This window comes from Lentisphaera profundi (assembly GCF_028728065.1).
Taxonomy (GTDB): domain Bacteria; phylum Verrucomicrobiota; class Lentisphaeria; order Lentisphaerales; family Lentisphaeraceae; genus Lentisphaera; species Lentisphaera profundi.
Genome location: NZ_CP117811.1, coordinates 1,608,889 through 1,635,456, shown reverse-complemented (window position 1 = coordinate 1,635,456; position 26,568 = coordinate 1,608,889). Strand labels below are relative to the sequence as shown.

Sequence of the window (26,568 nt, the reverse complement as noted above, 5' to 3'; positions counted from 1 at the left end):
ACGATTAACCAGTTAAGAGTGTAAAACTTGATATAGCTATTTTTTAGTAGCATATTAATTACATCTAATAAGGAGATGTATTATGCCTAAGAATAAAGTTCAGTTTCAAGTTGGAGTTAGCTTTCCAGAATTCATCAAAACTTTTGGAACCGAAGAACAATGTAGTGCTTACCTGGAAAGCTGTAAGTGGCCTAATGGCTTTAAATGTGACACATGCGATAGTGATAAGTATTATCGCTATAAATCAGGAAGCCGCACAATCTTTCAATGTAAAGCCTGCCGTAAAAACCATCGCTTAACAGCGGGTACTTTATTTCATCGAACGAAAGTTCCTCTCCAGAAATGGTTCTTAGCTCTCCATCAAATAAGTCAATCAAAGAACAGTGTTTCAGCATTAGAATTACACCGTCACATTGATGTGAACTATAAAACTGCTTGGTTAATAAAGCAGAAAATTATGCAGATGATGTATGAGCAGGACAGTAAGTATAAACTTAAAGGCTTGGTTGAAATAGACGATGCTTACCTAGGCGGTCGACTGGAAGAAGGTAAACGAGGTAGAGGTTCAGAAAATAAGTCTCCATTTATAGCTGCCGTAGAAACTAACGAAAATCGGAATCCAGTTTTTGTTAAACTGAGTCCTGTATCGGGTTTTTCTTATGAAGTTATTAAACAATGGGCTATAGATAATCTTGAGGAGAACTGTGATACAATTTCAGATGGACTTAGAGGTTTCAGTGCCTTAAAAGAAGTAAGTAATCATAGCGTTTTAGTTACTAGTAAAGCAAAAAAAGAAGAAATAGAAAGTACTTTTAAATGGGTCAATACAATTTTAAGTAACATCAAAACCTCAATTTCGGGGACTTTCCACTCTTTAAAATTCGATAAATATGGTTTCAGGTACCTTGCGGATTTACAGTTTAGGCTCAATAGAAGATTTGACCTCAGGAAAATGTTTTTTGGCTTAATATCTAAAGCTATGGCTACATCACAGAAACCTGTTAAATATCTTAATACATCGTTAACTGGTTAATCGTGAATTTTTATATAAGTCCTGTCACTAATGAATCATAGTGGTGTATTATCACTAAATAAATAATAATGGGATGACTTATATGCGCTACCTTATCTTTTTCTTCTCATTTGCACTTTTAGTGGCTGATGAGCGCCCCAATGTGCTTTTTTGTATGGCCGATGACTGGGGATGGCCCCACGCAAGTGCTTATGGTGATCAAGGAATTCAAACTCCAAACTTTGACCGTACTGCGAAAGAAGGTATTTTATTTCATCACACTTATGTCTCTAGTCCTTCATGTACTCCGAGCCGCAACGCGGTGATTACGGGGAAATATCATTGGCAATTGGGGCCGGGAGCTAACCTCTGGAGTACTCTACCCATTGAGCATGAAAGCTTCATTCATTTATTAGAAGATGCTGGTTATGTCATTGGTCAAAACCGTGCAAAAACTTGGGGTCCAGGAAAAATTAATACTTGGGCAAAACATCATGGTAATCATCCAGCGGGGTCAACCTATAAGGATTTGGATGAATTTTTCACAAAAACCAAAGCTCTAGAGAATCCTTTTTTCTTTTGGTTAGCCACAAGTGACCCTCATCGTGGATATAAAAAAGATTCTGGTGTAAATAGTGGTATCGATGCGAGTAAAGTTCATTTGTTTGACCATTACCCCGATGCTTTGACCGTTCGTAAGGATGTTGCTGATTACTATTACGAAGTTCAGCGTTGGGACGAACTTGTGGGCTCAGCGATAAAGTTATTAGAAGATAAAGATCTTTTGGATAATACGATCATTATTATGACCGGTGATCATGGCATGCCTTTCCCACGTGGAAAAGGCAATCTTTATGATTCCGGTGTGCGTGTCCCTTTTGCCATACGTTGGAATAAGGGAATTAAAGCAGGACTTGAAAATAGAGACTTTATTTCTTTTGCTGATATCGCACCCACCTTGCTCGAAGTTTGTGATGTTCCCGTGCCATCAAATATGACGGGCAAGAGTTTTGTTTCTTTATTGAAATCAGAAGCATCTGGAAAACTTGAGCTTAACTCGCGTCCTTATGCGATTTTTGGACGTGAACGTCATACTCCAGCACAAGAAAAACCGAATATGGGTGGCTATCCTTCTCGGGCAATTCGAACGCATGAATTTTTGTATATTCGCAATTACCGTCCCGAACTTTGGCCCATGGGAGCAGGAAATGGCAATACTAATAAACCTGGTCAATGGTTCTCTGATTGCGATGGCAGTCCCACAAAAGATTATATTATTGATAATAAAGACAAAGACGAGCAACATCGACGTGCGTATGAACTTTGCTTTGCCAAACGTCCCGCTCAGGAACTTTATCACCTCATAAAAGATTCTGCTCAAATTCATAACTTAGCCAAAGATCCCGAATATAGGGCAATTATGGATAAACTTGATAAACAAATGCAGCAAGGTTTACTGGAGCGTAAAGATCCCCGCGCTCAGGATCCTTTGTATAGTGGTTTTGATACTCATCCTTATTTTGGTGGTGGTGGCGGGAAACGTAAGAAATAGAGCTGTGCTTAATACTTTTTGCTCATTATTAGGACTTTATAATGAGTAGATGCTGTTATATATTACTATTAGAAAGACAGACCCATAATCTTGAGCCTGCCTTCTTGTGTCGAAATATAAAACAAGGAGTCAATCATGACAGCATCGACTAAAGACTGGATAAGCCATTGCGAAGTACCCCACAATATGCATGAAGTATCCCAAGAGTATCATGACATGTTGCACGATGATAAATTTTTAGCCTTAAATGCCATTATCATTTTATTTTTCATGGTGACATTTATGATAATGATGGGGATTTACATGCCTTCAGGAATAGAGTCTCAATATATGCCTAAGTCCCCACTGCAATATGGTTATTACTAAAAATTAATAGTTGAGTTCAAGGATGCGTTTAAGTCATTCTACATAGAATGGCTTCGGGCTAGATATTATCTGAATGGCTAGTCTTTGCGATATTCGCAAGTATCTCAGCTTGATTAGGAGACAATAATTTTTCTGCAAGTACTGTGGCTTAAATTTTCAGCGGAGTAAAAATGTCTAATAATAAATTCGGTCAAGCCACAAGTTTTGAACAGTTAATACGAGTAGGAACTTCTTGTCAATGGAATGAGGATTCACCTGAGCCTATGGCCGAAATGGATTATCAAGAAGAACTCAAGCTCAAAGACCAAGCTTTTACGAAATTCCTCCAAAATTCTGGTATTTCAAAATCACCTAAAAAAATTATTGCTTCACCTAAGCCTAGACAATATCGCACAACGACAAAGCGCCGCGTTTTTTTTAGTAATAAAGGCCTTGGCTTAGGTTTTTCTAAAGCCGTTAAAGCGGGCACTTGTGTTGAATCCAAGCTCGAACCTGAGAAACACCAAGAAATATATGCCTTCTTGCAAGAAACTCTTTCTAAGAAAACTTATTACGCCTTAGCAAAAGCACTCAATTGGTTGATCATCCGCGGCAATTACGATCGTCAATTTCTCATTTTTAATATTTATAAAATGGATGCCGATGTTATTCGCAAACTCAAACTTATCTGTACCGCATTAAAAAAAGAAAATTTAGTCGAAGGGGCGATGGCTTATTACGATCCCTCACGCTCCGAGTATTATTTAGAAGCGGAGCGTCCCGCTAAGGGCTTACAGGTGAAATACCTTTTCGGTCCAAAACTCTTAGGCTTAAAAGTGAAAGATACCTTAATGCGCTATAGCGCAACAGGTTTTTCACAAGTGAATGAATCTATGGTAGAAAAAATGGTAGATTTAGCCACGGCAATGCTGAAGCCGGAAAAAGAAGATATCTTATTAGATCTTTATTGTGGTTATGGCTTATTTAGTCATACTCTTGGCGCGCCGTGCAAAAAAGTATTAGCCTATGAACTGAGTTCGGACTCAATAGATTCTGCCAAAGAGATTGCCAAGCGCTTAAAGACTCAGAGTCGTATGCAATTTCATGCGGAAAGAATTGATGCCAATTTAGTGCAATATAAATTTCCTCCCAGAGCACAAGCAGAACTTATTCTTCTTGATCCCCCACGTCAGGGTTGTGAGTATGGCGTCATTGCGGGAATCGCAAAACGTCAGCCCAAAAGAGTTTTAGAAATTTTTTGTGGTACGGATGTCATTCCTCAAGAAATTTTGGAATGGGAAAAGCACGGTTACAAAACTAAAATTATTCAGCCGATAGATATGTTTGCAGGAACACCGAATTTAGAAACCATGGTGTTATTTGAGCGAGCTTAAGGTTTTGATTTATTAGACCTTCGGATTTTTAGAATACTTAGGCTAGGGGTCTAGCCTAAGTATAAAACTTAGTATTTGTCGTTCAGATGATCTGAATGATCGTCAGTAGCAGCGGATCACTTAATCACTTCAATGCTTTTAGTTATGATGGTGTCACCTGCAATGGAACCAGTGATTTTTACTTCATGCTTACCAGCTTTACAAAGCCCTGATTTGTGTGCGCTATGCTCAATACCCGTGACTTTGAGCTTTTTATTGTCGATATTGACCCAAGTTTCGCAATGCTCTACACCTGGGATATGATAGGTGCACATACCACAGCCAGCATCAACGATTGTTTCCTCAGCAATAACTTGCGTAATGGCAGGTGTGGCTTCCGCAGGGACAGCTTTTACGGAAGTAGCAGCGGGTTTTTCTTGACATCCCGTAAAAAATAATACGGAACTAAGAACTGCGCTTATTATGAGTGATTTTATCATGGTATTTCTCCTTATGTTTTTGTTTAAGTTAGTGACCGCAATGCATTTTTCATCTGGACAGGGATAATTTCACTTCATTTTACTTATCCATTTTTTGAGATTTCTTTTGATGTAAACAAAATCCATGGGTAGGACTAGTAGGCTGATTAGAAGACAAAGAATGGCTAAGGAAGCGAGCACGCCAGCAATGACAATAAACATGGGGTCGATCATGGTATTGAGCGTAGCTGCAGCATAAGCACCTCCAGCTAATCCCAGGACTAAAAAGCTTATGAAGATAGCATCCACACTAGAATCTTTTAGTTTGGTATAAAACTGAAACTCTTTGATCATGCAAAAAAGGCAGGGAACCAAAAAGACAGAGAGTTGCACAATGAGCATGCCACCGAAACTGGGGATAGCCATGGGTATCATGACATCCGAGCCACGCCCAGTAGAACTAAGTACGGGCAATAGGGCTAAAAGCGTTGTTGCGGTAGTCATCAAGCAAGGACGAATACGACGTTGAGCACCTAGGATTATGGAGTTCCGAATACTTTCAATATCATCAGTTTTTTTATCTTTAAACTGATCTTTGAGGTAAGTGCCCATTACGACGCCGTCATCGGTAGCAATACCGAAGAGTGCTAGGAATCCCACCCAAACTGCGACGGAGAGATTGATGGTTTTGATATTGAATAAATCACGGAAGTTGAATCCCCACATCTCGCCATCTAAAAACCAAGCTTGGCCATAGAGCCATATGAGCATGAAACCACCCGCCCAAGCAACCGCAATGCCACTAAAAACCATCATCGTATTAGGAATATTTTTAAAGTGCAGAAAGAGGATGATGAAGATCACAAACATGGCTAGTGGTAAAACCACCCGCAATTTTTTCTCGGCGCGAAGCTGATTCTCATAGGAACCAGAGAATTTGTACTTTACACCATCAGGCAAGACGAGTTCACCTTTAGCTTGTAGTTCATTGAGATACTTTTGAGCATTCTCCACCACATCAACTTCGGCGTGGCCCTTAAGCTTATCAAACAAAACATAACCAGTGAGAAAGGTATCTTCATTTTTAATGACTTGGGGACCACGTACATAGTTAATCGTGGTCAATTGCTTCAATGGAATTTGTTGTCCATTGGACGCAGCTACCAAGATGTTCTCTATCTCTTCGAGGCTGTCGCGTAATTCGCGTTGATAACGTACACGCACGGGGTAACGCTCTCGTCCTTCCACAGTACGAGTCAGCGGCTTACCACCAATAGCAACTTCAATAACTTGTTGAACGCTGCTAATATGTAAGCCATAACGGGCAATTGCATCGCGGTCAATCTCAATTTCAAGATAGGGCTTACCGACAATGCGGTCGGCAATAACCGCTGCGGGATTGACCCCAGGCACGTCTTTTAAATACTTCTCGAGTTGAACACCAAAGTTTTCGATGGTTTCAAGATCAGGTCCATTAACTTTGATTCCCATGGGAGCCCGCATACCACTTTGCAACATGACGATACGCGCTGCGATGGGTTGTAATTTGGGGGCTGAAGTCGTACCTAGAACTTCACCAGCTTTGATAATTTCATCCCAAATATCATCGGGTGAATTAATGCCATCCCAAATTTCTCTACCTTCGTTAAGGTCGGTATCAAGGGGCATACGCCAGTTAGGAAAAGGCATACCATCTTCATCAGGAATAAGAGCGCCTAAGTCATCCCGAAAAAATTTGCCTTGTACAACATAGTCTTTTCCGTCATTGGCGGGGATAGCTTTACCTTCGCTATCGCGCATCAAGTCTGTTTTTGAAAACTCGAATTTAAAACGTTGGCGATGACCATCTTCATCCACAATGTATTCAGATTTATAATTAATAACTGATTCAAACATGGAAATAGGCGCAGGGTCCAAAGGTGTTTCTGCACGACCAAGTTTACCAACAACCAAGTCGACTTCTGGAATATTATCAAAACCAATATCTTGTTTACTCATGGAATCTAAAGCTTCACCTATTGAGGCGTGTACCATAGTTGTCGGCATATAAAGATAGGAACCCTCATCGAGAGGAGGCATGAACTCTTTTTGTAGACCCGGAACCTTATGCTTGAGATTCACATAAAGTTCGGACGTTTTCCAATCATTGGGAAGCCAAGAGAAGGTGGTATCAAAACCTAACCACGCCGAATAACCAGCCATAAGAATAACTATAATGATCATCAAGAAAAAATTTTTGAAGGTCAAAACAGCTCGTAATACAAAACGATAACACTGCTGCCAAAGAATGAAAAAACTTAATAATCCCGCAATAGGAATAGCCACTGCAACGAAGTTCTTAAACTCTCCCGCACTAGGACCGAGAGGCAACCAATGCTGAGAAAGAACCCAACAGACAGCGACTGCAATAACTAAATTAAGAATGACTGTCGAGAATTTCCAAGCTTTACCTAGGAAAATATTTTTAATTTTGACCGGTGCTTTATAAAGTATCTGCGCCAAAACGGGGGTGACGGTGAGGGCCACAATCACCGCTGCCAGTAAGGCAAAAGACTTGGTATAAGCTAGAGGCTTGAAGAGTTTACCTTCTGCTCCTTCCATGGTAAAAACAGGAAGGAAACTGACGATTGTGGTGAGCACCGCAGTTAAAACGGCACCACCAACTTCACTCGTTGAATCAAACACAACTTCATAAAGTGATTTTGACTCACCCGCTTCTTCTAAATTCGTTAAGATATTTTCACAGATTATCACCCCCATATCAACAATCGTACCAATTGCAATAGCAATACCCGAGAGCGCCACGATGTTGGCATCAACATGGAATATTTTCATGGCGATGAAGCAGAGAATAACCGCAAAAGGCAAGGTCAGTGAAATGATGCCCGAACTGCGCAGGTGCATCATCATCACTAAGATAACAATAATCGTAATCAGAATTTCTTCAGTCAAAGCCGTTTCTAAGGTTCCCAAGGTCTCGTTAATCAAAGCTGATCTATCGTAGAAAGGGACAATATTAATTTGGCTATATTTCAACCATTCTGGAGGATCTTCACCACTCGTGAGAAATAATTTCCAAGCCTCTTGATTGAGCTTATTATCCTCACCATAAGCTTCAAAACCATTCTCTTCTGCAAATGATCTCACTGTCGCCATTTTTACTTTGGTAAAATCAATAACAGCTTTGGAGGGTAAGCCAGGAGTGATTTCTTTGATCTTGGCTTTGATTGCTTGAATCGCCGCGAGTGGATTATCGCCATAGCGTACAACACAAACTCCACCAACAGCTTCAGCACCCGCTTTATCGAGTGCGCCTCGGCGTAAGGCTGGTCCGAGTGTCACGTTAGCCACATCCTTTACTAAGATAGGGATATTTTCATTAGATGTAACAACAGCTTTCTCAATATCGCTAATCTCTTTAATAAAACCCAGACCACGAATAACATACTCAGCTTTATTGATTTCAATCGTCCTGGCCCCGACATCCAGGTTCGACATCTTCACTGATTTGAAAACCATATCTAGGGTCACATTATTTGCCCGCATGGCATCGGGATCAACATCAATTTGGTACTCTTGAACGAAACCACCAACGGAGGCGACTTCGCTTACGCCCGATGCTCCTAACAAGCCGTACCTTACATACCAATCTTGTACAGACCTTAACTCATGTAAGTCCCAGCCTCCTGTGGGTAAACCCTGCTTGTCGAGTCCTTCTAGTGTATACCAAAAAACCTGTCCAAGAGCCGTGGCATCTGGACCTAGTATGGGTTTAACACCATCTGGTAACATTCCAGCGGGCAGGGAGTTCATTTTCTCCAGTACTCGAGTTCGTGACCAATAGAATTCCGCATCGTCTTCGAAGATGATATAAATGGAAGAGAATCCAAACATGGAAAAACTCCTCACAGTTTTCACCTTGGGAACACCAAGTAAAGCCGTAGTCAAAGGATACGTTACCTGATCTTCCATATCCTGCGGAGAACGCCCTGGCCATGAAGTAAAAATAATTTGTTGGTTCTCACCAATATCAGGGATTGCATCCACGGGTACAGGATCACGAGGAAGAGCATCTAGCTTCCAATCAAAGGGCGCGACCATGAGGCCCCAAAGGAGCGAGGCAATCACCAAAAGAAATATGAGTAACTTATTAAGTAGACAAAACTTAATCAAGCGATCCATAATTGAGAGCTTGGGATTTTCCGTTTTCATTTTTCCGATCCTTTAAATGATTTTTTAACGGATCCACAGCGAAACATCATACTGCCAAAGTAAGGATTCTCGATTTTGTTAGCAAGCTGAAGCCATGACGCTCCCTTATTTTCAAAGGCCATCGGACAGTAAGCTTGATTAAGGGGACTTTTAAAAGTCCCTGCTTCAGCCATGGTAATCATAACTAGTGATATTTTCTCAAAATCACTCCGTGCAGACTCGATATCTTTATGATGCATATGCGCAATACTTTTAATGAGTTCTGCTGTAATCAATTTATGATTTTCACTCAGCTTTTGCAGTGAGTTAGAAAGTGATTCAACTAGCGGCCCATCAGGTTTTTTATCATGACTGAAAGCTTGCTGCATTTTGAGATAATCTTGTAAAAGAAGCTCAGCGTTATCACTGAGATTAACACTCTGGTGTTTCTCATGCTGGCTATGATCTATTACAGTTGATTCATTTTTTTTGTGGTTCATGTGTTTGCTGTGATCTAGCTCGGGCGCTTTTTGTGTCGGACTTGATACTGGACCATAAGATTTTTTTATCTCGCCGCAGGAATACATGCCACTACCGAAATAAGGATTAGCTACTGCTTCCCCAAGCTGAAGCCAAGGAGCGCCTGCATTATCAAAGGCCATGGGGCAGTAAGCGTGCTTAATGGGTAAATGGCTGCCAAATTGCTCAATGGCCTTAATCATCAAGAGAGATAAAACTTTAAACCTCACTCGAGCTTGATCTAATGAGGCGCTATTGCTTAGGTGCTTCATTTTTAATTCAATAAGGCGTGACGATTTAATCCAGGGATCTCGTGCGCCCACTGCTAGTAGCGATGGGTCGATTGTCGCTAAAGCGGCCTCCATGGCTTCGCGCTGCAGTTTGAGCCTATCAAATTTATCTTTGCTTAGGTCAGTACTAATATCTAGGTAGGCCTTATGGAAGTTTTCTAAGTCTTTTTGGAATTCTTGAGGTGTATTAAAAATAATTAAATCATCCTCAGGTGCCTGACTCATCATACTTGCTTTGGCTAAAATTTGTAGAGCTGAATCAATTTTGAAGTTGCCGTTGACGACAAGTAAATCACCCTCAAGTAAACCTTCTTTGACAAGGTAGAAATCACCTGCGCGGGCCCCCAAGGTGATCGTGCGCCCTTCATAGATGCCGGGCTTAGTTTTTGATTTGAGATAAACTACGGCGCGCTTACCCGTAATTAAAACGGCCGTGGCCGGAATTACTAAGGGACTCTTCGTATCACCAACTTTAGTGAAACCGAGTTCTTCTGCAGGGACAAGGTCCATACCACATACGGTACAATTACCCGGCTTATCACTGATTATTTCTGGGTGCATGGGGCTGACCCATTTTCCTGATAGTGAATTATCTATCATCTGGCCATTTTTGCCAAGTTTCACTTTTACCGTCGCGCTCACAAACATATCTGGCTTGAGACGACCGTCTTGATTGTTTACATTGATACGAACTTTAACTGTACGTGTTTTGGGATTTAAAACGGGATGAATGAAACTGATTTGTCCTTCAAATATTTCACCCGGATAACTTTCGCATTCAAAACTGACTTTTTGTGCGAAGTGTAGCCAAGATAAATCTCGTTCATAAGCCTCTAGTTCCACCCAAAGGTGACTCAAATCAGCTATGGTATATACGGCTGTGCCTTCTTTTACGTAAGCGCCTTCTTTTAGATATTTTTTATGATGACACCACTCGACGGAGAATACTTAGTGAGATGTTCAAAGACCTTTCCGCTCTTTTCAATTTCTTTAATTTGACTTGGATTGAGCCCCCATAAACGCAACTTATCTCGTGAGGCATCAATAGCTAAATTAGAACTTTCACGGACAAGATCAATATCACTTTTTTGCATTTGTTTAGCAGACTCAATAGCTTGAATGAGCTCTTCCTGTGCGGTAATAAGTTCAGGACTATAAATCTCAAAGAGGTGATCACCTTTCTGTACGGGAACACCCGTATAATCCACAAAGAGTCTATCTAAGCGCCCATTTAGACGAGCACTCACCACTTTGAGTCGCGACTCATCAAAATTCACTTTCCCAAGCATACTAATCTCCATCGAGACTTCGCGTTTCTCAACAGCTTGAACCTGAATTTCCGCCAACTTTTCAGCATACTTACTAATCTGTAATTCACGCGCACCAATTTGTGCTGTGTTTTTTAGTGGGATAAGGTTCATTCCGCAGAGGGGGCATTGGCCTTTTTCTTTCATCTTGATCTGTGGGTGCATCGAGCAAGTCCAAGTAGTCTCGTGCGCTGGCGCTGTTGTAGCTATAGATTTTTGTTCTCTTAAAACTTCATGCTGAGCTGAGCTAATACGACCGATAAAAAAACTTGTCAGTGCGGTGACTGCCATGGCTGAAATAGCTATCCCAGAATAGATTAATTTTTGTTTATTCATAATAAGACTCCTAAAACACTGTGGATGATTTTAAAATTGAAATAGCCATTAGTTCAGCTCCTTGTCATCAAGAGACGGACTAGTGAGTTCACGTATAAGTGCTTCTTGCTTGAAAATATTACTGAGCGATCTTTGTTCCATGAGCTGAAAGGCTAAGAGCTGTCGCTGTATATCTATCAAGTCTAAAAAGCTAGCCTTGCCATTGCGGTAGGCTTGTTGAGTAATTGTCAGCGATTGTTTATTTTTAGGAATCAAGGTGTCTCGATAGAGCTTTAAAACACGTTCATTATCTTCCAGTTCAAAGAAAGCTATACTAAGACGCCGCTCGAGTGAACGTTGATGCTGTAACTGGCTCCAACGCACACTATCTAATTCTTTATTAGCAGAAGCTTCCAGAGTTCTATATTTACGCTGATTGATCGGCAGAGTAAAACCAAATGTTGCCATGATGGGATCTTTGCCATTATCATCGACATCCATATCTGAATCGTCAGTGCGAATATATTTAAAGCCTAGTGAAAAATCAGGATATGAATTCTTTCTAGCCAAGATGACTTTATTCTTCAAGGCCTCGGATTTATAATCGTAGGCTTTGACTTGTGGATTGTTTTTGACTTGCCACATCAGCTTCTCTTCATTTAAGGGCAAACGCTCGGGTAAGTGTGCGATAAGGTCAATAGCTTCACTCTGTGCTTGGTTAAGTATCTCATTTAAGCGGGATTTTAGGGGGGTCCAGCGCAACTTCAAACCAGAAATCTGATCTTGAATCTTGCCTAACTCAACTTGAACTTTAAGGAGATCTGCACTGCTTTTACCCGTTTTTATTAAATTGCGGGCAATGGGCTCGAAAGAAGCTAAGAGGCCTTTGTTTTCCTCTGCAATCCGAAGTGATTCCTGCAAGTAATAAAAATCAAAATACAAAAGCTCGATTTCTTTAAATAAGCTCAGTTTAATCGCTTCATAAGATTCTTTAGCTGCTCGTGCACTATGCGTCTGCATAGCCTTTTTTAAATCTAGTTTCCCAAACCAAGGAAACTTCTGCATCACTGATATTGCCTGCTTTTGAGGGCCAACACGTGTCTCAACTTCATCTATATAATGAGTGAAACTTACTTGAGGATCTGGAAGTGTTCCCGCAGCATAAACCTTCAATAATTCAGACTGCCATTTCAAGTAAGCGGCCTTCAGCCCCGCGTTACTAAGTGCAGCAATTTGTTTTAATTTATTTAAGCTAATATTTGCCGAAATAGCAACAGTCTTGGACTGATTCAATTCGATTTGATCTGACGGTGGGGAAAAGTGTGGAGTATAATTTTGTTGTGACCAAGGTTTCGCAGCGCCTTGATGAGTACAAGATACTATAGCGAATAGAACAAGTGTGATAATGTATATGTTTAGAAGTTTTTTCATGATTTATCCAAATTCATTAAAGAAATACCCAGCTATGGGAAAGGAATAAAAAATGCATAAGTTGGGTACTTAGAAAACTAAGCATCGATAACTTATGCAGTCATGAAAGGACTAACAGCGGTAGGAATTATATAATTTGAATATAGCTAATGGAAATGTGTCTCTATTTAAATCAGGCTTGGGAGGACCTTTATTTACTAAAGAACTTTTGAGAGATCTAATAATGGCGCGAGTCTTATTAGGGAGATCAAAATACATACTGCTAATGAGCTGCGATTTAAAAACTAATTTGAGTTCTCCTTCCAAAAGTAGTGGTGAGTCGACTTGGTGCTCGAGAACCTTACAGCAAATACCGTTTAAAGTTACTTCTGTTTGTGTGACTACTTTATTTTTGTCAGCACAACAAGTTTTTTGTGGTTTAATGATTTCCTGTTTGGCTTCACAGCAGGATTTCATTACATGAAATGAATTTTTCTTCACACAAGAGTATAGGGGTATGTCTCCAAGGGAGAATACCAAGGCAAAAAGGCCTGCCATCATTATGCACATTATTCGTTTCATGTATTTAACCTATACTTCACCTAAAGGTAATACCAATCTTAAGTTTTATCAAAAATCACTTATGATTAACTATTTTCACTGGGAATAATATTAATATAATCCACAGAAGATAAGTAACTGAGCGAGCCTTAGCTGCTCAAAGTTTTTTTTGGCTTTTTTTCTTGGCTTTCTTTTGTTTAGGATTTTTTGGCCATGGTGTAACGAGGGTTCGCTCGGCCTGTTTAGTCCAGGATTTGATCATGGACTCCAGCTTTTCAGGATTCGCTTTGGCTAGGTTGTGAACTTCACTGCGATCGTTCGCCAAGTTATAGAGTTCCCAGGGCACATTTTCTTGGCCATGGCGACCTTTAGCAACTATTTTCCAATCGCCTATGCGCACGGCGCGATTTCCTTCGTGTTCCCAGAATAGGTAAGGGCGTCTTTGTCCTTGTCCTTCAAAGATGGGAACTAAGCTCATGCCTTCCATTGGAGTAATATTTTCATCATTAAATTCTTTCGGGTAATCCGCTTTGGCGACTTCGACACAGGTACTCATGATATCAATGAGATGGCTAGGTTGATGACGTAGTTCATTCTTTGCAGTGATTCCTTTGGGCCAATGCGCAATAAGCGGAGTAGAAATACCACCTTCATGAACATAATGCTTATACATACGAAAGGGTGTATTAGAAACATTCGCCCAATTCAGTCCATAGCCGATTGCGGTGTCCGCAGGTCCAGGCATGACATGTCCACGGCGCATTGGGAAACCTTCACGACTCTTTTTTGGGGTCATATCGTATTGATGTTCATCTCTCGCCATTGGACCGCTATTTAACTTTCTTTCTACACGAGGACCCTTTGGATTGCGGCCATAAGCCTCTTGGCATCCGCCATTATCCTGCATAAATAAAATGAGAGTGTTATCTAATTGATTAGTCATTTTCAGAGTATTGATAATTTTGCCAATTCCTTGATCCATGCGATCCACCATGGCGGCATAAACTTCCATCTGTGCCGATTCCCATTGTTTATCGGGAATACTGTTCCAATTGCCGAGAGTTTCGGTATATTCTGTATGGGGAATAACGCCGAGTTCATTTGCTTTTTCATATCGAGCCTTACGTATGGGCTCATAACCCTGATCATATTTATCATTATATTTGGCAATATCTTCAGGTAAAGCATGTAAAGGCCAATGAGCGGCCGTATATGCCACATACATAAAAAAGGGCTTCTTCTGATCGTGTTGTTTTATATATTTGACCGCATTATCAGAAATTGCATCCGTATAATAATAAGTATCGGGCTGGTATTCAGGGTCATTTTCTGGTGTGATATAACGATTGTTTCTAGTTAATGAATTGGGGTCAAAGAAACTTCCTGCCCCGTGAATTGTTCCATAGAAGCGATCAAAGCCACGATTGAGTGGCCAGTTGTATTGGATATCTTCTTTATCTGATTTTTGATCTGGAGTAACGTGCCATTTCCCTACCATATAAGTACTATATCCAGCGGGTTTTAATACTTCTGCAATAGTGACGCTAGTTTTGTTTAAATCACCTCTGTAGCCATCGACTCCTCTATCGCTCATCATGTGTCCAATCCCAGCTTGATGTGGATAAAGTCCTGTCAATAAAGAGGCACGAGTAGGGCAGCAACGTCCGGTATTATAAAATTGAGTGAAGCGCAAACCTTCATTAGCCAAAGAGTTGAGATTAGGTGTCTCTATTTCTCCACCATAACAGCCAATGTCTGTATAACCCATATCATCTGCGAGGATGACGACAATATTGGGTCGCTCATCTGCGAGTAAGAATGAGCTTATGAATAAAGTTGAACTAAGAATGATTTTTTTAAACATTAGGGAACCATAAAATATTTATTAAGAATAGTTTTAAGGATTTATAATTATACACCACAGCTAGTTTGGAAGTTACCTTACAAGTTAAAATAGGCCTGTAAATAAAAAAAAGAGCCCCGATAAGGACTCTTTTTTTTAGTTATGTCAAGAAAAGCTAAGTAAGGATTTCCTTTATAACTTTGGCTTTGTGCACACCGGTGAGTTTACTATCGAGACCTTGGAATTTAACTGATAGTCGATGATGATCAATTCCCAAGAGGTGTAAAATAGTTGCATGCATATCTCTGACATGGACTGGTTTTTCAACTACTTCGTATCCAAATTCATCAGTTTTACCATAAGTAATACCTCCCTTGATACCTCCACCGAGTACCACATGAGAAAAAGCTGACATGTGATGATCTCGGCCCGTTCCTTGTGCCATTGGGGTACGACCGAATTCGCCACCAAAGATGATCAAAGTATCTTCAAGCATTCCCCGTTGATCAAGATCAGAAATTAGTGCGGCCGTGGCTTGATCAGTTAGCTTTGCCGCATTTGGGAAAGCACCATTTATATTATTATGGTGGTCCCAACCACGGTGATAAAGTTGTATAAAGCGAACGCCGTTTTCAGCAAGTTTTCGCGCCATTAAACAGTTAGACGCATAGGAACCATCTCCAGGCTTACAACCATACATATCAATAGTAGCTTTACTCTCTTTTGAAAAGTCGGTAAGTTTAGGCACAGATGTTTGCATCTTAAGTGCGAGTTCATACTGAGCAATACGGGTCTCAATAGCTGGATCATTACGTTTCGTTCGCAAATGTTGATTGAGTTTTGCGATATTCGCGATAATTCTCGATTGATGATCCAGACTAACTCCTTTCGGTGAGTTGACGTAGTGAACCGCATCTCCTTTTGAGTTAAATTGAACACCTTGAGTTTTTCCAGGTAAGAAACCATTGCTCCACTGACGTGAAGAGAGTGGCTGTCCTTGACCTCCACCAGAAGAAACAAGAACCACATAGCCAGGAAGATCATTAGTTTCGCTACCGACAGCATAGTTAATCCAAGAGCCCATACTTGGTCGTCCAGGAAGAATAGTCCCAGTATTAAAAACAGTGTGAGCGGGGTCGTGATTAATTTGATCAGTATGCATTGAGTTAATAATACAAAGTTTATCGGCATGCTTGGCTATGTTTGGAAATTTGTCACTAATCTCTAGTCCAGATTTTCCATGTTTGTTAAATTCAAAACGTCCACCAAAAGCTTTTAGTTTTTGCCCCTGAAGTTGAGCTAGTTGTTTACCTTTAGTCATGGATGCAGGGATTTCCTTGCCATCCATTTCTTTGAGCAAAGGTTTATTTTCAAAACTTTCGAATTGTGAAATACCACCTGCCATACAGAGATGTATAACTCGTTTTATTTTTGGATTATAATTCGGGAATCCTGGAGTGATGGCTTCGTGAGCACTAAGAGGGAGGCCTGCACTTAAACCGAGAGCACCTGTTGTTTTAAAAAAAGTTCTTCTATTCATAATGATCTCCTAATATACCGTGATGGTTTCGTGAAGGTTAAGCATGATACGGGCAAACGAAGTCCATGCCGCTAATTCTTTTTGATCAATTTTCACATCGCTGACTTTTAAACCTGCTCCGAGTAATTCGGATGCTTCTTTAGGTTTGTCAGAGTAGTATTTAATTTCCTCTTCGATGATATTTTTCAGCTGTGATAGCTCAAGAGCATCAGGGTTTCGACCAGTGGATTTTTCAAACATCCAATTAAGTCTCATGTTTTCATTTTTGAAGAGATTTACGGTGTTTTGTGCAAAGCTTTTTGCCGCTTCTACAAAGCTTGGATCGTTGAGTAAATTTAATGCCTGTAAAGGTGTGTTTGAGACAGAACGAGAGGCCACGCATTGTTCACGACTTGGTGCATCAAAAGCTTTGAGCATGGGATGAAGGTAAGTACGTTGACGATGCATATAAACACCTCGACGATATTGTTGGTCATTTTTATCAGCTTGATAAGTTCTTCTAGGGAAATTTAAATCCTTATAGTAGCCTTCAGGTTGGTAAGGTTTTGCAGCATCTCCACCTTGGCTGTGAACGAGTAATGATGATATTTCGAGTAGGTTATCACGTAATAATTCAGCTTCCAATCTACGAGAGTTTTGACGTGCGAGCAGGTCATTAAAAGGATCCTGTTTTTTTAGCTCATCCTTAATATTGCTACTTTGGCGGTAAGCACGTGAGCTGACAATTGTTTTTATTAATGATTTTATATCCCAGTTTTCTTTGAGTTCGGACGCTAATTGATCAAGTAATAGGGGATTTTCTGGTGCTTGTCCCTGAGCTCCGAGATCGGTGACATCTGCAGCAAGTCCACGACCAAAGAACTGTTTCCATAAACGATTAGCCAGTGTACGAGAAGTGAGAGGATTATCTTTCGAAGTTAACCACTCTGCTAGGTCAAGACGTGTAGCAGGACCTTCTTTGTTAATTTCACCAAGAAAAGCGGGTATGGCAGGTGTAACAATTTCCCCGCTATTATCTTGCCAATTACCCTTAGCTAAAATACGTATAGGACGTGGGTTAACCGGAACGGTGATCTGACAGATTTTACGCATTTCATTTTCTGTTACGTTGAGTCTTTTTTCTAACTGGAGAACTTTGTCATAATGTGTTCTGTATTCTGCATTTGTGAAGTGAACAAATGTTTTTTTCTTGTCCTCAGTTTTACCTGAGCGAATAGCCTGGAGTTTTTTAGCATCGTAGAAACAGCCGGTATATGAAGAGATCTTTAAATTAATTCCGGGAGCTTTTTCAAATTCTAAGTCAATTTGAATATCACCCTCAAGTGGGTGGTGAGGAGTCATGACAAGAACTTGCATCTGCTTGTGATCAGCTTTCCATCCCCGAGGATTGTTCTGAATGAGGAAGCGTGGATTAAAACCACGTTCGGATTTGCTAGCATCAGCATTTTTAAAAGTGATTGCCTTACCATCTTTGCTGATCCTTAAGGCTTTGAGTTTTGGAAGTGGCTTATCAGATTTTGGGAATTCAAAAGCAACTTGAGCTGTTGCTTTTTCAAATTTCACTGGGATGGTGATTTTGGCGGCATCAATTTGTGTACTTGCATGAATCGTGAAAAGCTCGTCGAGTTTTTGTGTGTCGGGAGGATTAAATTGAGTTTCCTCAAGATGTTTTTTTATTATCGCTTTTGATTCAGTAATCCTTCTTTTAACGGGGCGTAAAACTGTGTCAATTTCGGCTTGATTAAGTGTGATATAAGGTGGAAAGGGATCGTTGTTGCTTAAGCCACCGGGTGCAGAAGGATTCCTATTATAGACACCCACTTGTTGAATGTCGGAAAAGAAAGCGGCAAATGAGTAAAAGTCTTTTGCAGTAAATGGATCATATTTGTGGTCGTGACATTCGGCACAGGCTAAGGTGCTGCCCATCCAGGTAATAGAAGTCGTTGCAACGCGATCCTGTGCGTATTTTGCAAGATACTCAAGTTCTTGTGCTCCGCCCTCGCGACTCATCATATTGAGACGATTGTAAGCTGAAGCAACTAATTGTTCTTGGCTTGGATTCGGGAGGAGGTCGCCAGCGAGTTGTTCTTTGGTGAATTGATCAAAAGCTTTGTTATCGTTAAAGGCTTTGATTACATAATCGCGGTAAGCTTCTACGTGTTGGATCTGGTCACCATGGTATCCTACGGTGTCCGCGTAGCGAACGAGATCCAACCACATGATAGCCATTTTTTCCCCATAGGAGGGAGAGGCTAAAAATTTATCTATAAGTTTTTGCCAAGCATCAGGTGATTTGTCTTGGAGGAAAACTTGTACTTCTTGCGGGCTAGCAGGCAATCCGCGAAGGTCAAAACTAAGGCGACGGATCAAGGTTCTTTTATCAGCTTCGCTATTGAAGTTTAGTTGGTGTTGCTTGAGCTTCTCTTCAACGAGTTGGTCGATATTGCTAGCGGGATTTTTAATATTTGTATAAGCCCAGTGCGGTTCATATTCGGCACCCTTGGCAATCCATTGACGAATAATTTCTTTTTGTTTTTTATTTAAGGGTTTATGGTGCTTAAGAGGAGGCATGATATCGTCTTCATCATCAGTACTAATACGTTCCCAGACAATACTTTCTTCAGGTTTTCCAGGAATAATAGCGGGTTCGAGTATTTTCTTTTTTCCGCTTTTACTTGTGTAGTGACGTTCAGTAGTCGCATGTTCAAAAGTATGGAGCTGTAGTTTACCTTTTATATCGTGAGCATCGGGACCGTGACAAGCATAGCATTTGTCAGATAAAATGGGTAAAACATCTTTATTAAAGCTGATATCATTGGCATGAATAGACAGTGTTGAAATAATAAGAGAACTAAGTAATAATTTTTTCATATAGGTTCCTTTGATGAAATTTATAATAACAGTTTCCCTAATAAAATTTTTTGTTACATCATTGTTTCAAAAAAAATGATAATTAAGTAAAATCACAGAAAAAACAATTTTTTAGGTAACAAAATGCAAGTAACGGGAAATAGTAGGTAAAGACCTTAACGAGAATTAGCTTATGAAAGAGAATACGGATTTTATTCGCCACTTTGCGCCGCTTCAGCAACAATTACTGATGTATATCAGATCACTACTACCCAACTTGAGTGATGCTGACGACTTACTTCAAGAAGTTGCTGCAACCGCATGGAATAAATTTGAAAGTTTTGATAATTCAAAAGGAGAGTTTAAATCTTGGTTATTTGGTATTGCTCGTAATAAAGTTATGCATTCCAAAAGAAGGTTTTTACGAGCTCAAAATTTACTTAATGAAGTACAAATGCAAAAAGCAGAAGAGCATTTTTCTACACGAAAAGTCAATGACTTAGATGAGCGTCAAAATGCATTGCAAAGCTGTATAGAAAAACTATCCCATGATCAGAAACAACTTTTGATTGCTCGTTATCATGAAAAGAAAAAAAGTTATGAGTTGGGAGCGATCCTCAATAGAAGTGCAGAGCAAATTCGTATCCAACTATTTCGCCTACGCAAAGTATTAAAGAGCTGTGTAATGGAGAATGTTGAACAATGAAAGACCTAGAACTACTCATAGATAAATGCCTTCATGGAGAAGCCAATGAAGAAGACAAAAATGAACTTAAAAAACTCATAGATGAATCTGATGAGGCTTTTGAATTCTACCTGGAGTCATTAGAACAACAGAGTGAGCTTAAAGAGTGGGCTCAGAATCAAAAACCAGAAAAGAATAAAGTTAAATCTTTTCAATTTTATAAGTATGCTTTAGCTGTTGCAGCCTTATTCGTTTTAGCTTTTGTATTATTTACTCCAATAGTTAATAAACCAAATCTAGTTTTGAGTATTCACTCTGTGAGTACGAATTATAAGCTGATTCGCAATGGAGAAATGATTGAAAATGCCAATCGTATTAAAAAAGGTGATCAAATTCTTGTGGGCTTAGGTGGTCAAGTCCGCATCGATATAGCGCAACAAGATAGTCAAATTCACCTAATGGAAAATAGCAGTGTGAATTTTGTAAATCGCGACTGTAATTACATAAATCTTCAGCAAGGCGAAATTCGAGCAAAATTAGAAAAACAGAAAGTTCCCTTTATCATAAAAACGAATGAGGGAGAAGCCGAAATTATTGGCACAGAATTTTCTTTGTCCGACAAGGGCGAAACTCAATTGTGGGTGAGTAGCGGCAAAGTGAAGCTAAATCGCGGCGCAAAGGATTCGGTTTTTGTAGGAGCAGGTCAGAGAATAGATACTGAATTATTTAAGCTGGAAGAGAAAAGAGGGAGCCACATTATTCCCGAAATTCACCAAGGAGTCGAATATTTTTACTACGCCAATCCTAGTGAAACATTAACTCTTGATGCAGATATGGATCTATTATCCAATGGCATACGCAATGACTTTTCTTATTTAACAGGAGCCTACGATGGTTATGTGCGGGCATCACATACCGCGCATAGTTATGTCAGTCATAAACCTTTTTTGATGGTATTGAAATCTTACTATAAATCAGAGCTAACTGGACCTCAAATTTTTCGAGTCAGCAGTTTAAGAGCAACGAATTTACGTATCAATGAAAAGCTTTATAAACTTAATGAAAACGGAGAAATTAGCGTAGACCTTAAGAAAGGTTTAAATCTTATTGAGTTAAGAACCATAGGAGGCTTAGAAAAAGATACTGGTGAGACTTTAGTGAATATCCAAAAACAGGATGATAAAAATCCTTATGCGAGTTTAAGTATGGAAAATCTTTTTTATACATCAAGTGAAGCTTTAGCTGATTTGACAGATTTAGAACTTCAAGAAGCTTTGACTTGTGACTTGCCCTTAAGTGGAGACTTTTTAGATAAAAGTACTGGTTTAGAGGCTGAAGTATTTGGTGAACCTCAATTTGTGATGGATGATGAAATGGGCACCGTGATGGAATTAAATTCATCAAATACAAAAGATTATTTAGTCCATACTCGAGCTGATGAACTAGGTTTAAATGGTTCCTACACGGTGACTTGTCGTATTTACTTTAATGAATTAATGAGAAGTAATACACATGATGATGCTATTTTTAGTACGGAGTTTAAAGCTCCTGTAGAGGGCAATTCAACTTTAGTGCTGTTAATCAGACGAGCTCATCCTTACTTAGCTCATTTAGCAAATGACTCCATTTCTAGTGTGGTGATGCAAGAAAAGAAATGGTATGACTTAGCTTTTCGATTTGATCGCAATACTCAATCCATTTTTGTAGATGGTGATTTAGTAATGAGTTCCAACAAGCACAGTAAGCTCTACTCGAAAGAAAAACTTCAGATTGGTCGATGGACCAGAAATTTTTTAAAAGGGCGTATTTGCGATATTCGCATTTATAATCGCGCTCTTTCATTAAATAATATAGCTCACTTATATGACTGAAAAATAGTGGTTTAATGATGTATTACATCCAATTATAAATGGTAGCAATACTCAAAGTTCGATATAGCTATTTCCAGAATGAAACATAAATCAGAATGATCACAACAATTGTCGCAATACCGAGTTTTTTTCTTACTTTTGAATTCTACTTACCATTTTATTGGCGATAGGGACATATAGCTCTATTGAACAAGTCTGAGCAATTAAACCAGAGCTCACGTTCACGTTGATTGAAAGCTGTGTTTTGGTTTGGAGGTCAGTGCCTTTTTGTAAGAAGATGCTCTGATCCTTAATAAAACAAAATTGCGCGTCATCTCCTGTTAAAGAAATTTTAGCCTCACTATCAAAATTGAGCTCGGATAATCGTATTTTTGCAAGTTTAATATCTTTTTCTGTAATTAGAGGGGAGAGTTGTTTCGGCTGTTCCTTGAGTGTTAGGATAGATTCATTCCAAAGTTCAATATGATCAATTAAGCCTTTGTAGTTAGCGGTGCCCACTGTGTTTGAGCCAATGCTCAACTTGCTCATAGAGGGTAAATAATCGCTGTAAGTATCTACTTTTAGATCACCGTTTAGCCACACAAGCAATCGCCCTTGCTTTTTATTGTCAGGGTTGACATCCTTAGCGTTGTATGAAATAAGGAATTGTTCCCATTGTTTTTCGATAACTGGTGCAATAATATGCTTAGTCCAATTTGGCTCGTAACCTTTTGACCATATTTGCCAATTGCCTCGGGGGCCTTGGTATAGGCAAAATCCTTCTTGGTCTCGCGCATAGAGTACAGACCGGTATTTACCGTCACGCGTCACAGCGGATTTGGTGTAAACTAGGCATGAGAAAGATTTACTTTCGAAATCTTGGTGTTTGTCGACAAGAATCATGCTATCGAGAGTGCCTTCAAATCTAGCAGCGTATTTAGTTTTTTTATCGTAGCCTTTAAAGCCAAAGCGGGCTGCCTTGCCGACCATAGTTGCTTGGTGTTCTTGGCTGATAGAAGTATCGGCCAGAGTATTTTTTGAGTTGTTAAAAGTCCATTCAGCTACTTGTCCAGCAAGAAGACTCGCTTGTGTTACAATTAAAGTGCTGATGATTTTTGATGCTATATTCATATTTTTCCCCGTTTTATTAAATACCAATCGTTAGCCTTGCCGACCATAGTTGCTTGGTGTTCTTGGCTGATAGAAGTATCGGCCAGAGTATTTTTTGAGTTGTTAAAAGTCCATTCAGCTACTTGTCCAGCAAGAAGACTCGCTTGTGTTACAATTAAAGTGCTGATGATTTTTGATGCTATATTCATATTTTTCCCCGTTTTATTAAATACCAATCGTTAGATTAGTAATATCCAAAAGAAATTTAATTAGTAATATCCAAAAGAAATTTATAGAGAGGATATTGTATCTTTCTCTATTTATAAAACTCCTCGTTTCCTATGGCCCATTACCATTGTTAGGATCATAGGCCAATAACCATGTAAATAGAATTAGCCATCTGTAGATAGTTAAAAATACCGCCAGCGTTCATTAATAGTGGAGCTGAAGCCATAGCAATAATGGCCATGATTAAGCTGAACTCCCTACCGACTTTCACTTGTTTTTCTTCGCTAGCCTTAGGGTTTATTTTTCCTTTGTAAATATCGAGAGCAAAGAGTGTACCTGCTGAGTTTAGCCCTCGAAGGAAAAGATCAAGGGCCAAATGTCTGTTTAGGGATCCCTACAGTTCAATGTTATGGCGAACATGATGCGAGTTTATTTTTTGAAAATAATTTTTTGAACTTCTTTTAAGGATGAAATTCTATCGATTTCTTTTTTGTAATCACCATCCTTTATTTCATTTGGCATTTGAGATATAGAAATTTTTGAATTTTCAGTCGTGATTATAAAAATTCTTCCTGTATTAAAGTCGTAGTTATTCCCATTTATATTCAAACTTTCTGATGATGCAGAGTATTCAATTGATGGACCTTCAAGAGGCTTGATTTTCCCTTTCCATGCAGACCCACGGAACCCTTTCCATTCAGTCCCACCAGAATTTCTAGTTCCAATTGAGCTAATATCACTACATATTATAAAACCCAAAGTTTTGTCTGATTTGATTCCGTAGGCAAAAACTTTAGAATTTATGCTACTACCTCCGCCTCCAATTTGCTCGCTACAGCTAATCAGACTTATCAATAAGCTGACTACTAATATGAAATTTACCGGTTTTATCATTTCTTGTGTCCTCATGTTTTTTATTAAAATAACCTGAATCCGTGAGCTACATTAAGTTAATCATCTTGGTCTTTCACCTTCATTGACTTACAACTTTTTCAAAAGACCTACGGGTATTTCTGCAAAAAGTTGTAAAGTTCTGAAAATAAAATTCCGACGAGATTATTCCAAAGCCAGCTCACGGCTTCAGGATTAAGTAAATAAACTCCTTTTGAACTTCTTCGTTACAAATCTTAATGATTTTAATGCAGTAAAATTTGGCAGGTGTTGAACAAAAGGTATTCTCAGGTAAGGAGTCGGGACTCCTTGCAGGGAGAGTTTGAGGAGGAGCGGCGCCTTCCCTCATATATAGATTTGTCGAAGAGAGCTCTGTTCCCCTCGAACACCCCCAGAAAGGACTTCCCAGGCCATTACGACTAAACCACCTCTATAAGCAGCACCAGTTAAACCAATGATTTGCTCGGTAGAAAGATTAGTTAAAAGAAGTGAACCGCAAATGACGCCAGCAGATAGACTACGACCACCTAGGAAATAACCGTCAGAAGAATTATGATCATCTTTACGAGTTAAGTACATGGTGACAGCGAGTACACCGAGAGTGAACATGAGAAAAGAAATGAATTGCATAAGAGCCTATTTAATTTTAAGAGGGTTTAAAGCCCGATGCTTGCGCCGCATTGTAAATTACAAATCCGTATAAAGGCACCTGGTTTTCCCAAACGAAGACTCGTTTAAGCGAAAGGGCTTGCCTAAGGAGCTTCAGTTTTGATGAACTCTATGCCATGATCTGATGAATGGGCTTGGTATGTTCGACGCCAACGAGTTTGCGGTCGAGTCCACCATAGAAATAATTAAGGGCGTTGGGGTCGAGACCCATAAGTTGTAGAATGGTTGCATGCATGTTATTGACATGAAAGGGGTCGACTACTGCTTCGTTACCGAGCTCATCCGTCTCGCCCACTGAGACACCGCCCTTGATACCACCTCCGGCCATCCACATGGTGAAGCCCTTAGCATTGTGATCGCGACCGGTACCTTTTGCGTATTCCGCAGTTGGCTGACGGCCGAATTCACCACCCCAAACAACGAGGGTTTCATCCAGTAATCCACGTTGTTTAAGATCTTGCAGAAGCGAAGCAATCGGAAGATCTGTTCTGCGGCAATGATGCGTATGATTTTTAACGAGATCGCCATGGGCATCCCAGTTATCATCATTGTGGCCGCCACCTGCATAGAGTTGAACAAAGCGTACACCACGTTCAACCATGCGACGAGCCATAAGGCATTTGGTACCAAATTCTTCTGTGTATGAATCATTGATTCCGTACATTTCTTTAGTTGTTTTACTTTCACTCTGCCAATCAACCGCTTCTGGAGCATGCTTTTGCATGTTGAAGGCGAGTTCATAAGAGGATATTCGAGCCGCTAGATTTGAGTTATCAACGCGATCAGCGAGGTGTTGAGAGTTATATTTTTTCAGACTATCGAGCATGATGCGTTGTTGATCGCGGCTCATTCCTTTTTGAGGATTTAGGTCAAGAATTGGCGCACCCTTGGAGCGCATCATAGTACCTTGATATGAGGCAGGCATATAACCGGAAGTCCAGTTTTTTGCACCACTAATAGGGCCACCTTTAGAATCGAGCATAACGACATAACCGGGCAGGTTTTGGTTAACGGAACCGAGACCATAATTAACCCAAGAGCCCATAGTGGGATTACCAGAAATGATTTGCCCTGAATTCATTTGAAGCATAGCAGAGCCGTGAATTGGGGAATCGGCCTGCATGGACTTAATGAAAGCAATATCGTCGACATGTTTAGCCAAGTGGGGAAAGAGATCGGAGACCCATTGACCACTCTTGCCATGTTGTTTGAAGTCCCACTTAGGACCAACGACACGCCCGGTGTTTTTGTGACCACCGCGACCATGAGTTTTAATCGGGATATCTTTACCATCGAGTTTATAGAGCAGGGGTTTGTAGTCAAAGGTATCGACTTGTGAAGGACCACCATACATAAATAGGAAGATTACTGATTTGGCTTTCGGAGCAAACATCGGAGCTTTTTCTAAGAGGGGATTTTGCCAAGCAGAACCATCGGCAGCATGGGCAGTCGAATTTAAAAAACCATCTTTAGTGAGCATGTCGGCTAGTGCTAATGAGGTGAAACCAGCACCCATATCGCGGAGGAAATTTCTTCTATTCATAATGT

Annotated in this window: 20 protein-coding genes and 1 pseudogene; 6 read left to right on the top strand and 15 right to left on the bottom strand. The window is 40.0% G+C overall.

Annotation, left to right across the window (positions count from 1 at the left end; all coding sequences use genetic code 11):
• The first annotated feature begins 82 nt into the window (after nt 1-82).
• The 4 genes from PQO03_RS06425 (at nt 83) to PQO03_RS06410 (ending at nt 4,303) form a co-directional block, all read left to right on the top strand.
• Entirely contained in the window at nt 83-1,033 is a 951-nt protein-coding gene (locus PQO03_RS06425; RefSeq protein WP_274148833.1) for an IS1595 family transposase, read from the top strand.
• An 82-nt stretch (nt 1,034-1,115) separates the two neighbouring features.
• The gene (locus PQO03_RS06420; RefSeq protein ID WP_274148832.1) at nt 1,116-2,564 is read left to right on the top strand and encodes a sulfatase family protein; all 1,449 of its coding nucleotides are present in this window, start codon (nt 1,116-1,118) and stop codon (nt 2,562-2,564) included.
• A gap of 135 nt (nt 2,565-2,699) precedes the next feature.
• Nucleotides 2,700-2,930 (top strand): hypothetical protein, encoded by a 231-nt coding sequence (locus PQO03_RS06415; protein ID WP_274148830.1) that lies wholly within the window; start codon nt 2,700-2,702, stop codon nt 2,928-2,930.
• Nucleotides 2,931-3,100: 170 nt separating this feature from the next.
• Nucleotides 3,101-4,303 (top strand): class I SAM-dependent RNA methyltransferase, encoded by a 1,203-nt coding sequence (locus tag PQO03_RS06410; protein ID WP_274148828.1) that lies wholly within the window; start codon nt 3,101-3,103, stop codon nt 4,301-4,303.
• A 116-nt stretch (nt 4,304-4,419) separates the two neighbouring features.
• Here PQO03_RS06410 and PQO03_RS06405 read toward each other — a convergent pair whose 3' ends face one another.
• The 9 genes from PQO03_RS06405 to PQO03_RS06365 all read right to left on the bottom strand — a co-directional run bounded on the left by PQO03_RS06405 (nt 4,420) and on the right by PQO03_RS06365 (nt 19,608).
• Entirely contained in the window at nt 4,420-4,782 is a 363-nt protein-coding gene (locus PQO03_RS06405) for a DUF6370 family protein (RefSeq protein WP_274148826.1), read from the bottom strand.
• 69 nt (nt 4,783-4,851) lie between these two features.
• Nucleotides 4,852-8,973 carry an efflux RND transporter permease subunit gene (locus tag PQO03_RS06400; RefSeq protein ID WP_274148825.1) on the bottom strand — a complete coding sequence of 1,374 codons (4,122 nt, stop codon included), beginning with the start codon at nt 8,971-8,973 and terminating at the stop codon, nt 4,852-4,854.
• Nucleotides 8,970-10,619 (bottom strand): heavy metal-binding domain-containing protein, encoded by a 1,650-nt coding sequence (locus PQO03_RS21985; protein ID WP_476408970.1) that lies wholly within the window; start codon nt 10,617-10,619, stop codon nt 8,970-8,972. The genes PQO03_RS06400 and PQO03_RS21985 overlap by 4 nt, the downstream gene beginning before the upstream one ends.
• Nucleotides 10,620-10,669: 50 nt before the next feature.
• Nucleotides 10,670-11,404, bottom strand: coding sequence for a heavy metal-binding domain-containing protein (locus PQO03_RS22190; protein ID WP_476408969.1), 735 nt, complete (start codon nt 11,402-11,404; stop codon nt 10,670-10,672).
• A gap of 48 nt (nt 11,405-11,452) precedes the next feature.
• On the bottom strand, nt 11,453-12,814 hold the full coding sequence (locus PQO03_RS06385; RefSeq protein WP_274148823.1) for a TolC family protein: 1,362 nt from the start codon (nt 12,812-12,814) through the stop codon (nt 11,453-11,455).
• 111 nt (nt 12,815-12,925) lie between these two features.
• Nucleotides 12,926-13,375 carry a hypothetical protein gene (locus PQO03_RS06380; protein WP_274148821.1) on the bottom strand — a complete coding sequence of 150 codons (450 nt, stop codon included), beginning with the start codon at nt 13,373-13,375 and terminating at the stop codon, nt 12,926-12,928.
• Nucleotides 13,376-13,511: 136 nt separating this feature from the next.
• Nucleotides 13,512-15,218, bottom strand: a complete 1,707-nt coding sequence (locus PQO03_RS06375) for an arylsulfatase (RefSeq protein WP_274148819.1) — start codon at nt 15,216-15,218, stop codon at nt 13,512-13,514.
• A 154-nt stretch (nt 15,219-15,372) separates the two neighbouring features.
• Complete coding sequence (locus PQO03_RS06370; RefSeq protein WP_274148817.1) at nt 15,373-16,737, bottom strand: DUF1501 domain-containing protein; 1,365 nt, start codon at nt 16,735-16,737, stop codon at nt 15,373-15,375.
• 9 nt (nt 16,738-16,746) lie between these two features.
• Nucleotides 16,747-19,608, bottom strand: coding sequence for a PSD1 and planctomycete cytochrome C domain-containing protein (locus tag PQO03_RS06365; protein WP_274148815.1), 2,862 nt, complete (start codon nt 19,606-19,608; stop codon nt 16,747-16,749).
• Nucleotides 19,609-19,780: 172 nt separating this feature from the next.
• On the opposite strand from PQO03_RS06365, the gene PQO03_RS06360 reads away from it, so the two are divergent.
• Nucleotides 19,781-20,293, top strand: coding sequence for a sigma-70 family RNA polymerase sigma factor (locus tag PQO03_RS06360; protein ID WP_274148813.1), 513 nt, complete (start codon nt 19,781-19,783; stop codon nt 20,291-20,293).
• A complete protein-coding gene (locus PQO03_RS06355; RefSeq protein ID WP_274148811.1) occupies nt 20,290-22,143 on the top strand; it encodes a LamG-like jellyroll fold domain-containing protein in 1,854 nt (617 codons plus the stop codon). Before PQO03_RS06360 ends, PQO03_RS06355 begins: the two co-directional genes overlap by 4 nt.
• A 132-nt stretch (nt 22,144-22,275) precedes the next feature.
• On the opposite strand, the gene PQO03_RS06350 is transcribed toward PQO03_RS06355, so the two are convergent.
• From PQO03_RS06350 to PQO03_RS06325, 6 genes and pseudogenes are all read right to left on the bottom strand, one after another.
• Nucleotides 22,276-23,253 (bottom strand): LamG domain-containing protein, encoded by a 978-nt coding sequence (locus tag PQO03_RS06350; RefSeq protein ID WP_274148809.1) that lies wholly within the window; start codon nt 23,251-23,253, stop codon nt 22,276-22,278.
• Nucleotides 23,250-23,441 carry a hypothetical protein gene (locus PQO03_RS06345; RefSeq protein WP_274148807.1) on the bottom strand — a complete coding sequence of 64 codons (192 nt, stop codon included), beginning with the start codon at nt 23,439-23,441 and terminating at the stop codon, nt 23,250-23,252. The genes PQO03_RS06350 and PQO03_RS06345 overlap by 4 nt, the downstream gene beginning before the upstream one ends.
• A 155-nt stretch (nt 23,442-23,596) precedes the next feature.
• Nucleotides 23,597-23,836 (bottom strand): sodium:solute symporter family transporter, encoded by a 240-nt coding sequence (locus tag PQO03_RS06340; RefSeq protein ID WP_274148806.1) that lies wholly within the window; start codon nt 23,834-23,836, stop codon nt 23,597-23,599.
• A 53-nt stretch (nt 23,837-23,889) separates the two neighbouring features.
• Nucleotides 23,890-24,354 (bottom strand): hypothetical protein, encoded by a 465-nt coding sequence (locus PQO03_RS06335; RefSeq protein ID WP_274148804.1) that lies wholly within the window; start codon nt 24,352-24,354, stop codon nt 23,890-23,892.
• A 390-nt stretch (nt 24,355-24,744) separates the two neighbouring features.
• Nucleotides 24,745-24,981, bottom strand: a pseudogene (locus PQO03_RS06330) (sodium:solute symporter family transporter); the annotation flags it as partial.
• A gap of 148 nt (nt 24,982-25,129) precedes the next feature.
• Nucleotides 25,130-26,563, bottom strand: a complete 1,434-nt coding sequence (locus PQO03_RS06325) for a DUF1501 domain-containing protein (protein WP_274148800.1) — start codon at nt 26,561-26,563, stop codon at nt 25,130-25,132.
• Nucleotides 26,564-26,568 lie beyond the last annotated feature (5 nt).

Coding starts and splice junctions, on each gene's coding strand:
- PQO03_RS22190 (WP_476408969.1), bottom strand. CDS start 11,404: ATGAATAAACAAAAATTAATCTATTCTGGGATAGCTATTTCAGCCATG.
- PQO03_RS06385 (WP_274148823.1), bottom strand. CDS start 12,814: ATGAAAAAACTTCTAAACATATACATTATCACACTTGTTCTATTCGCT.
- PQO03_RS06410 (WP_274148828.1), top strand. CDS start 3,101: ATGTCTAATAATAAATTCGGTCAAGCCACAAGTTTTGAACAGTTAATA.
- PQO03_RS06405 (WP_274148826.1), bottom strand. CDS start 4,782: ATGATAAAATCACTCATAATAAGCGCAGTTCTTAGTTCCGTATTATTT.
- PQO03_RS06355 (WP_274148811.1), top strand. CDS start 20,290: ATGAAAGACCTAGAACTACTCATAGATAAATGCCTTCATGGAGAAGCC.
- PQO03_RS06420 (WP_274148832.1), top strand. CDS start 1,116: ATGCGCTACCTTATCTTTTTCTTCTCATTTGCACTTTTAGTGGCTGAT.
- PQO03_RS06350 (WP_274148809.1), bottom strand. CDS start 23,253: ATGAATATAGCATCAAAAATCATCAGCACTTTAATTGTAACACAAGCG.
- PQO03_RS06335 (WP_274148804.1), bottom strand. CDS start 24,354: ATGATAAAACCGGTAAATTTCATATTAGTAGTCAGCTTATTGATAAGT.
- PQO03_RS06380 (WP_274148821.1), bottom strand. CDS start 13,375: ATGAAACGAATAATGTGCATAATGATGGCAGGCCTTTTTGCCTTGGTA.
- PQO03_RS06325 (WP_274148800.1), bottom strand. CDS start 26,563: ATGAATAGAAGAAATTTCCTCCGCGATATGGGTGCTGGTTTCACCTCA.
- PQO03_RS06375 (WP_274148819.1), bottom strand. CDS start 15,218: ATGTTTAAAAAAATCATTCTTAGTTCAACTTTATTCATAAGCTCATTC.
- PQO03_RS06415 (WP_274148830.1), top strand. CDS start 2,700: ATGACAGCATCGACTAAAGACTGGATAAGCCATTGCGAAGTACCCCAC.
- PQO03_RS06425 (WP_274148833.1), top strand. CDS start 83: ATGCCTAAGAATAAAGTTCAGTTTCAAGTTGGAGTTAGCTTTCCAGAA.
- PQO03_RS06365 (WP_274148815.1), bottom strand. CDS start 19,608: ATGAAAAAATTATTACTTAGTTCTCTTATTATTTCAACACTGTCTATT.
- PQO03_RS06370 (WP_274148817.1), bottom strand. CDS start 16,737: ATGAATAGAAGAACTTTTTTTAAAACAACAGGTGCTCTCGGTTTAAGT.
- PQO03_RS06360 (WP_274148813.1), top strand. CDS start 19,781: ATGAAAGAGAATACGGATTTTATTCGCCACTTTGCGCCGCTTCAGCAA.
- PQO03_RS06345 (WP_274148807.1), bottom strand. CDS start 23,441: ATGAATATAGCATCAAAAATCATCAGCACTTTAATTGTAACACAAGCG.
- PQO03_RS06400 (WP_274148825.1), bottom strand. CDS start 8,973: ATGAAAACGGAAAATCCCAAGCTCTCAATTATGGATCGCTTGATTAAG.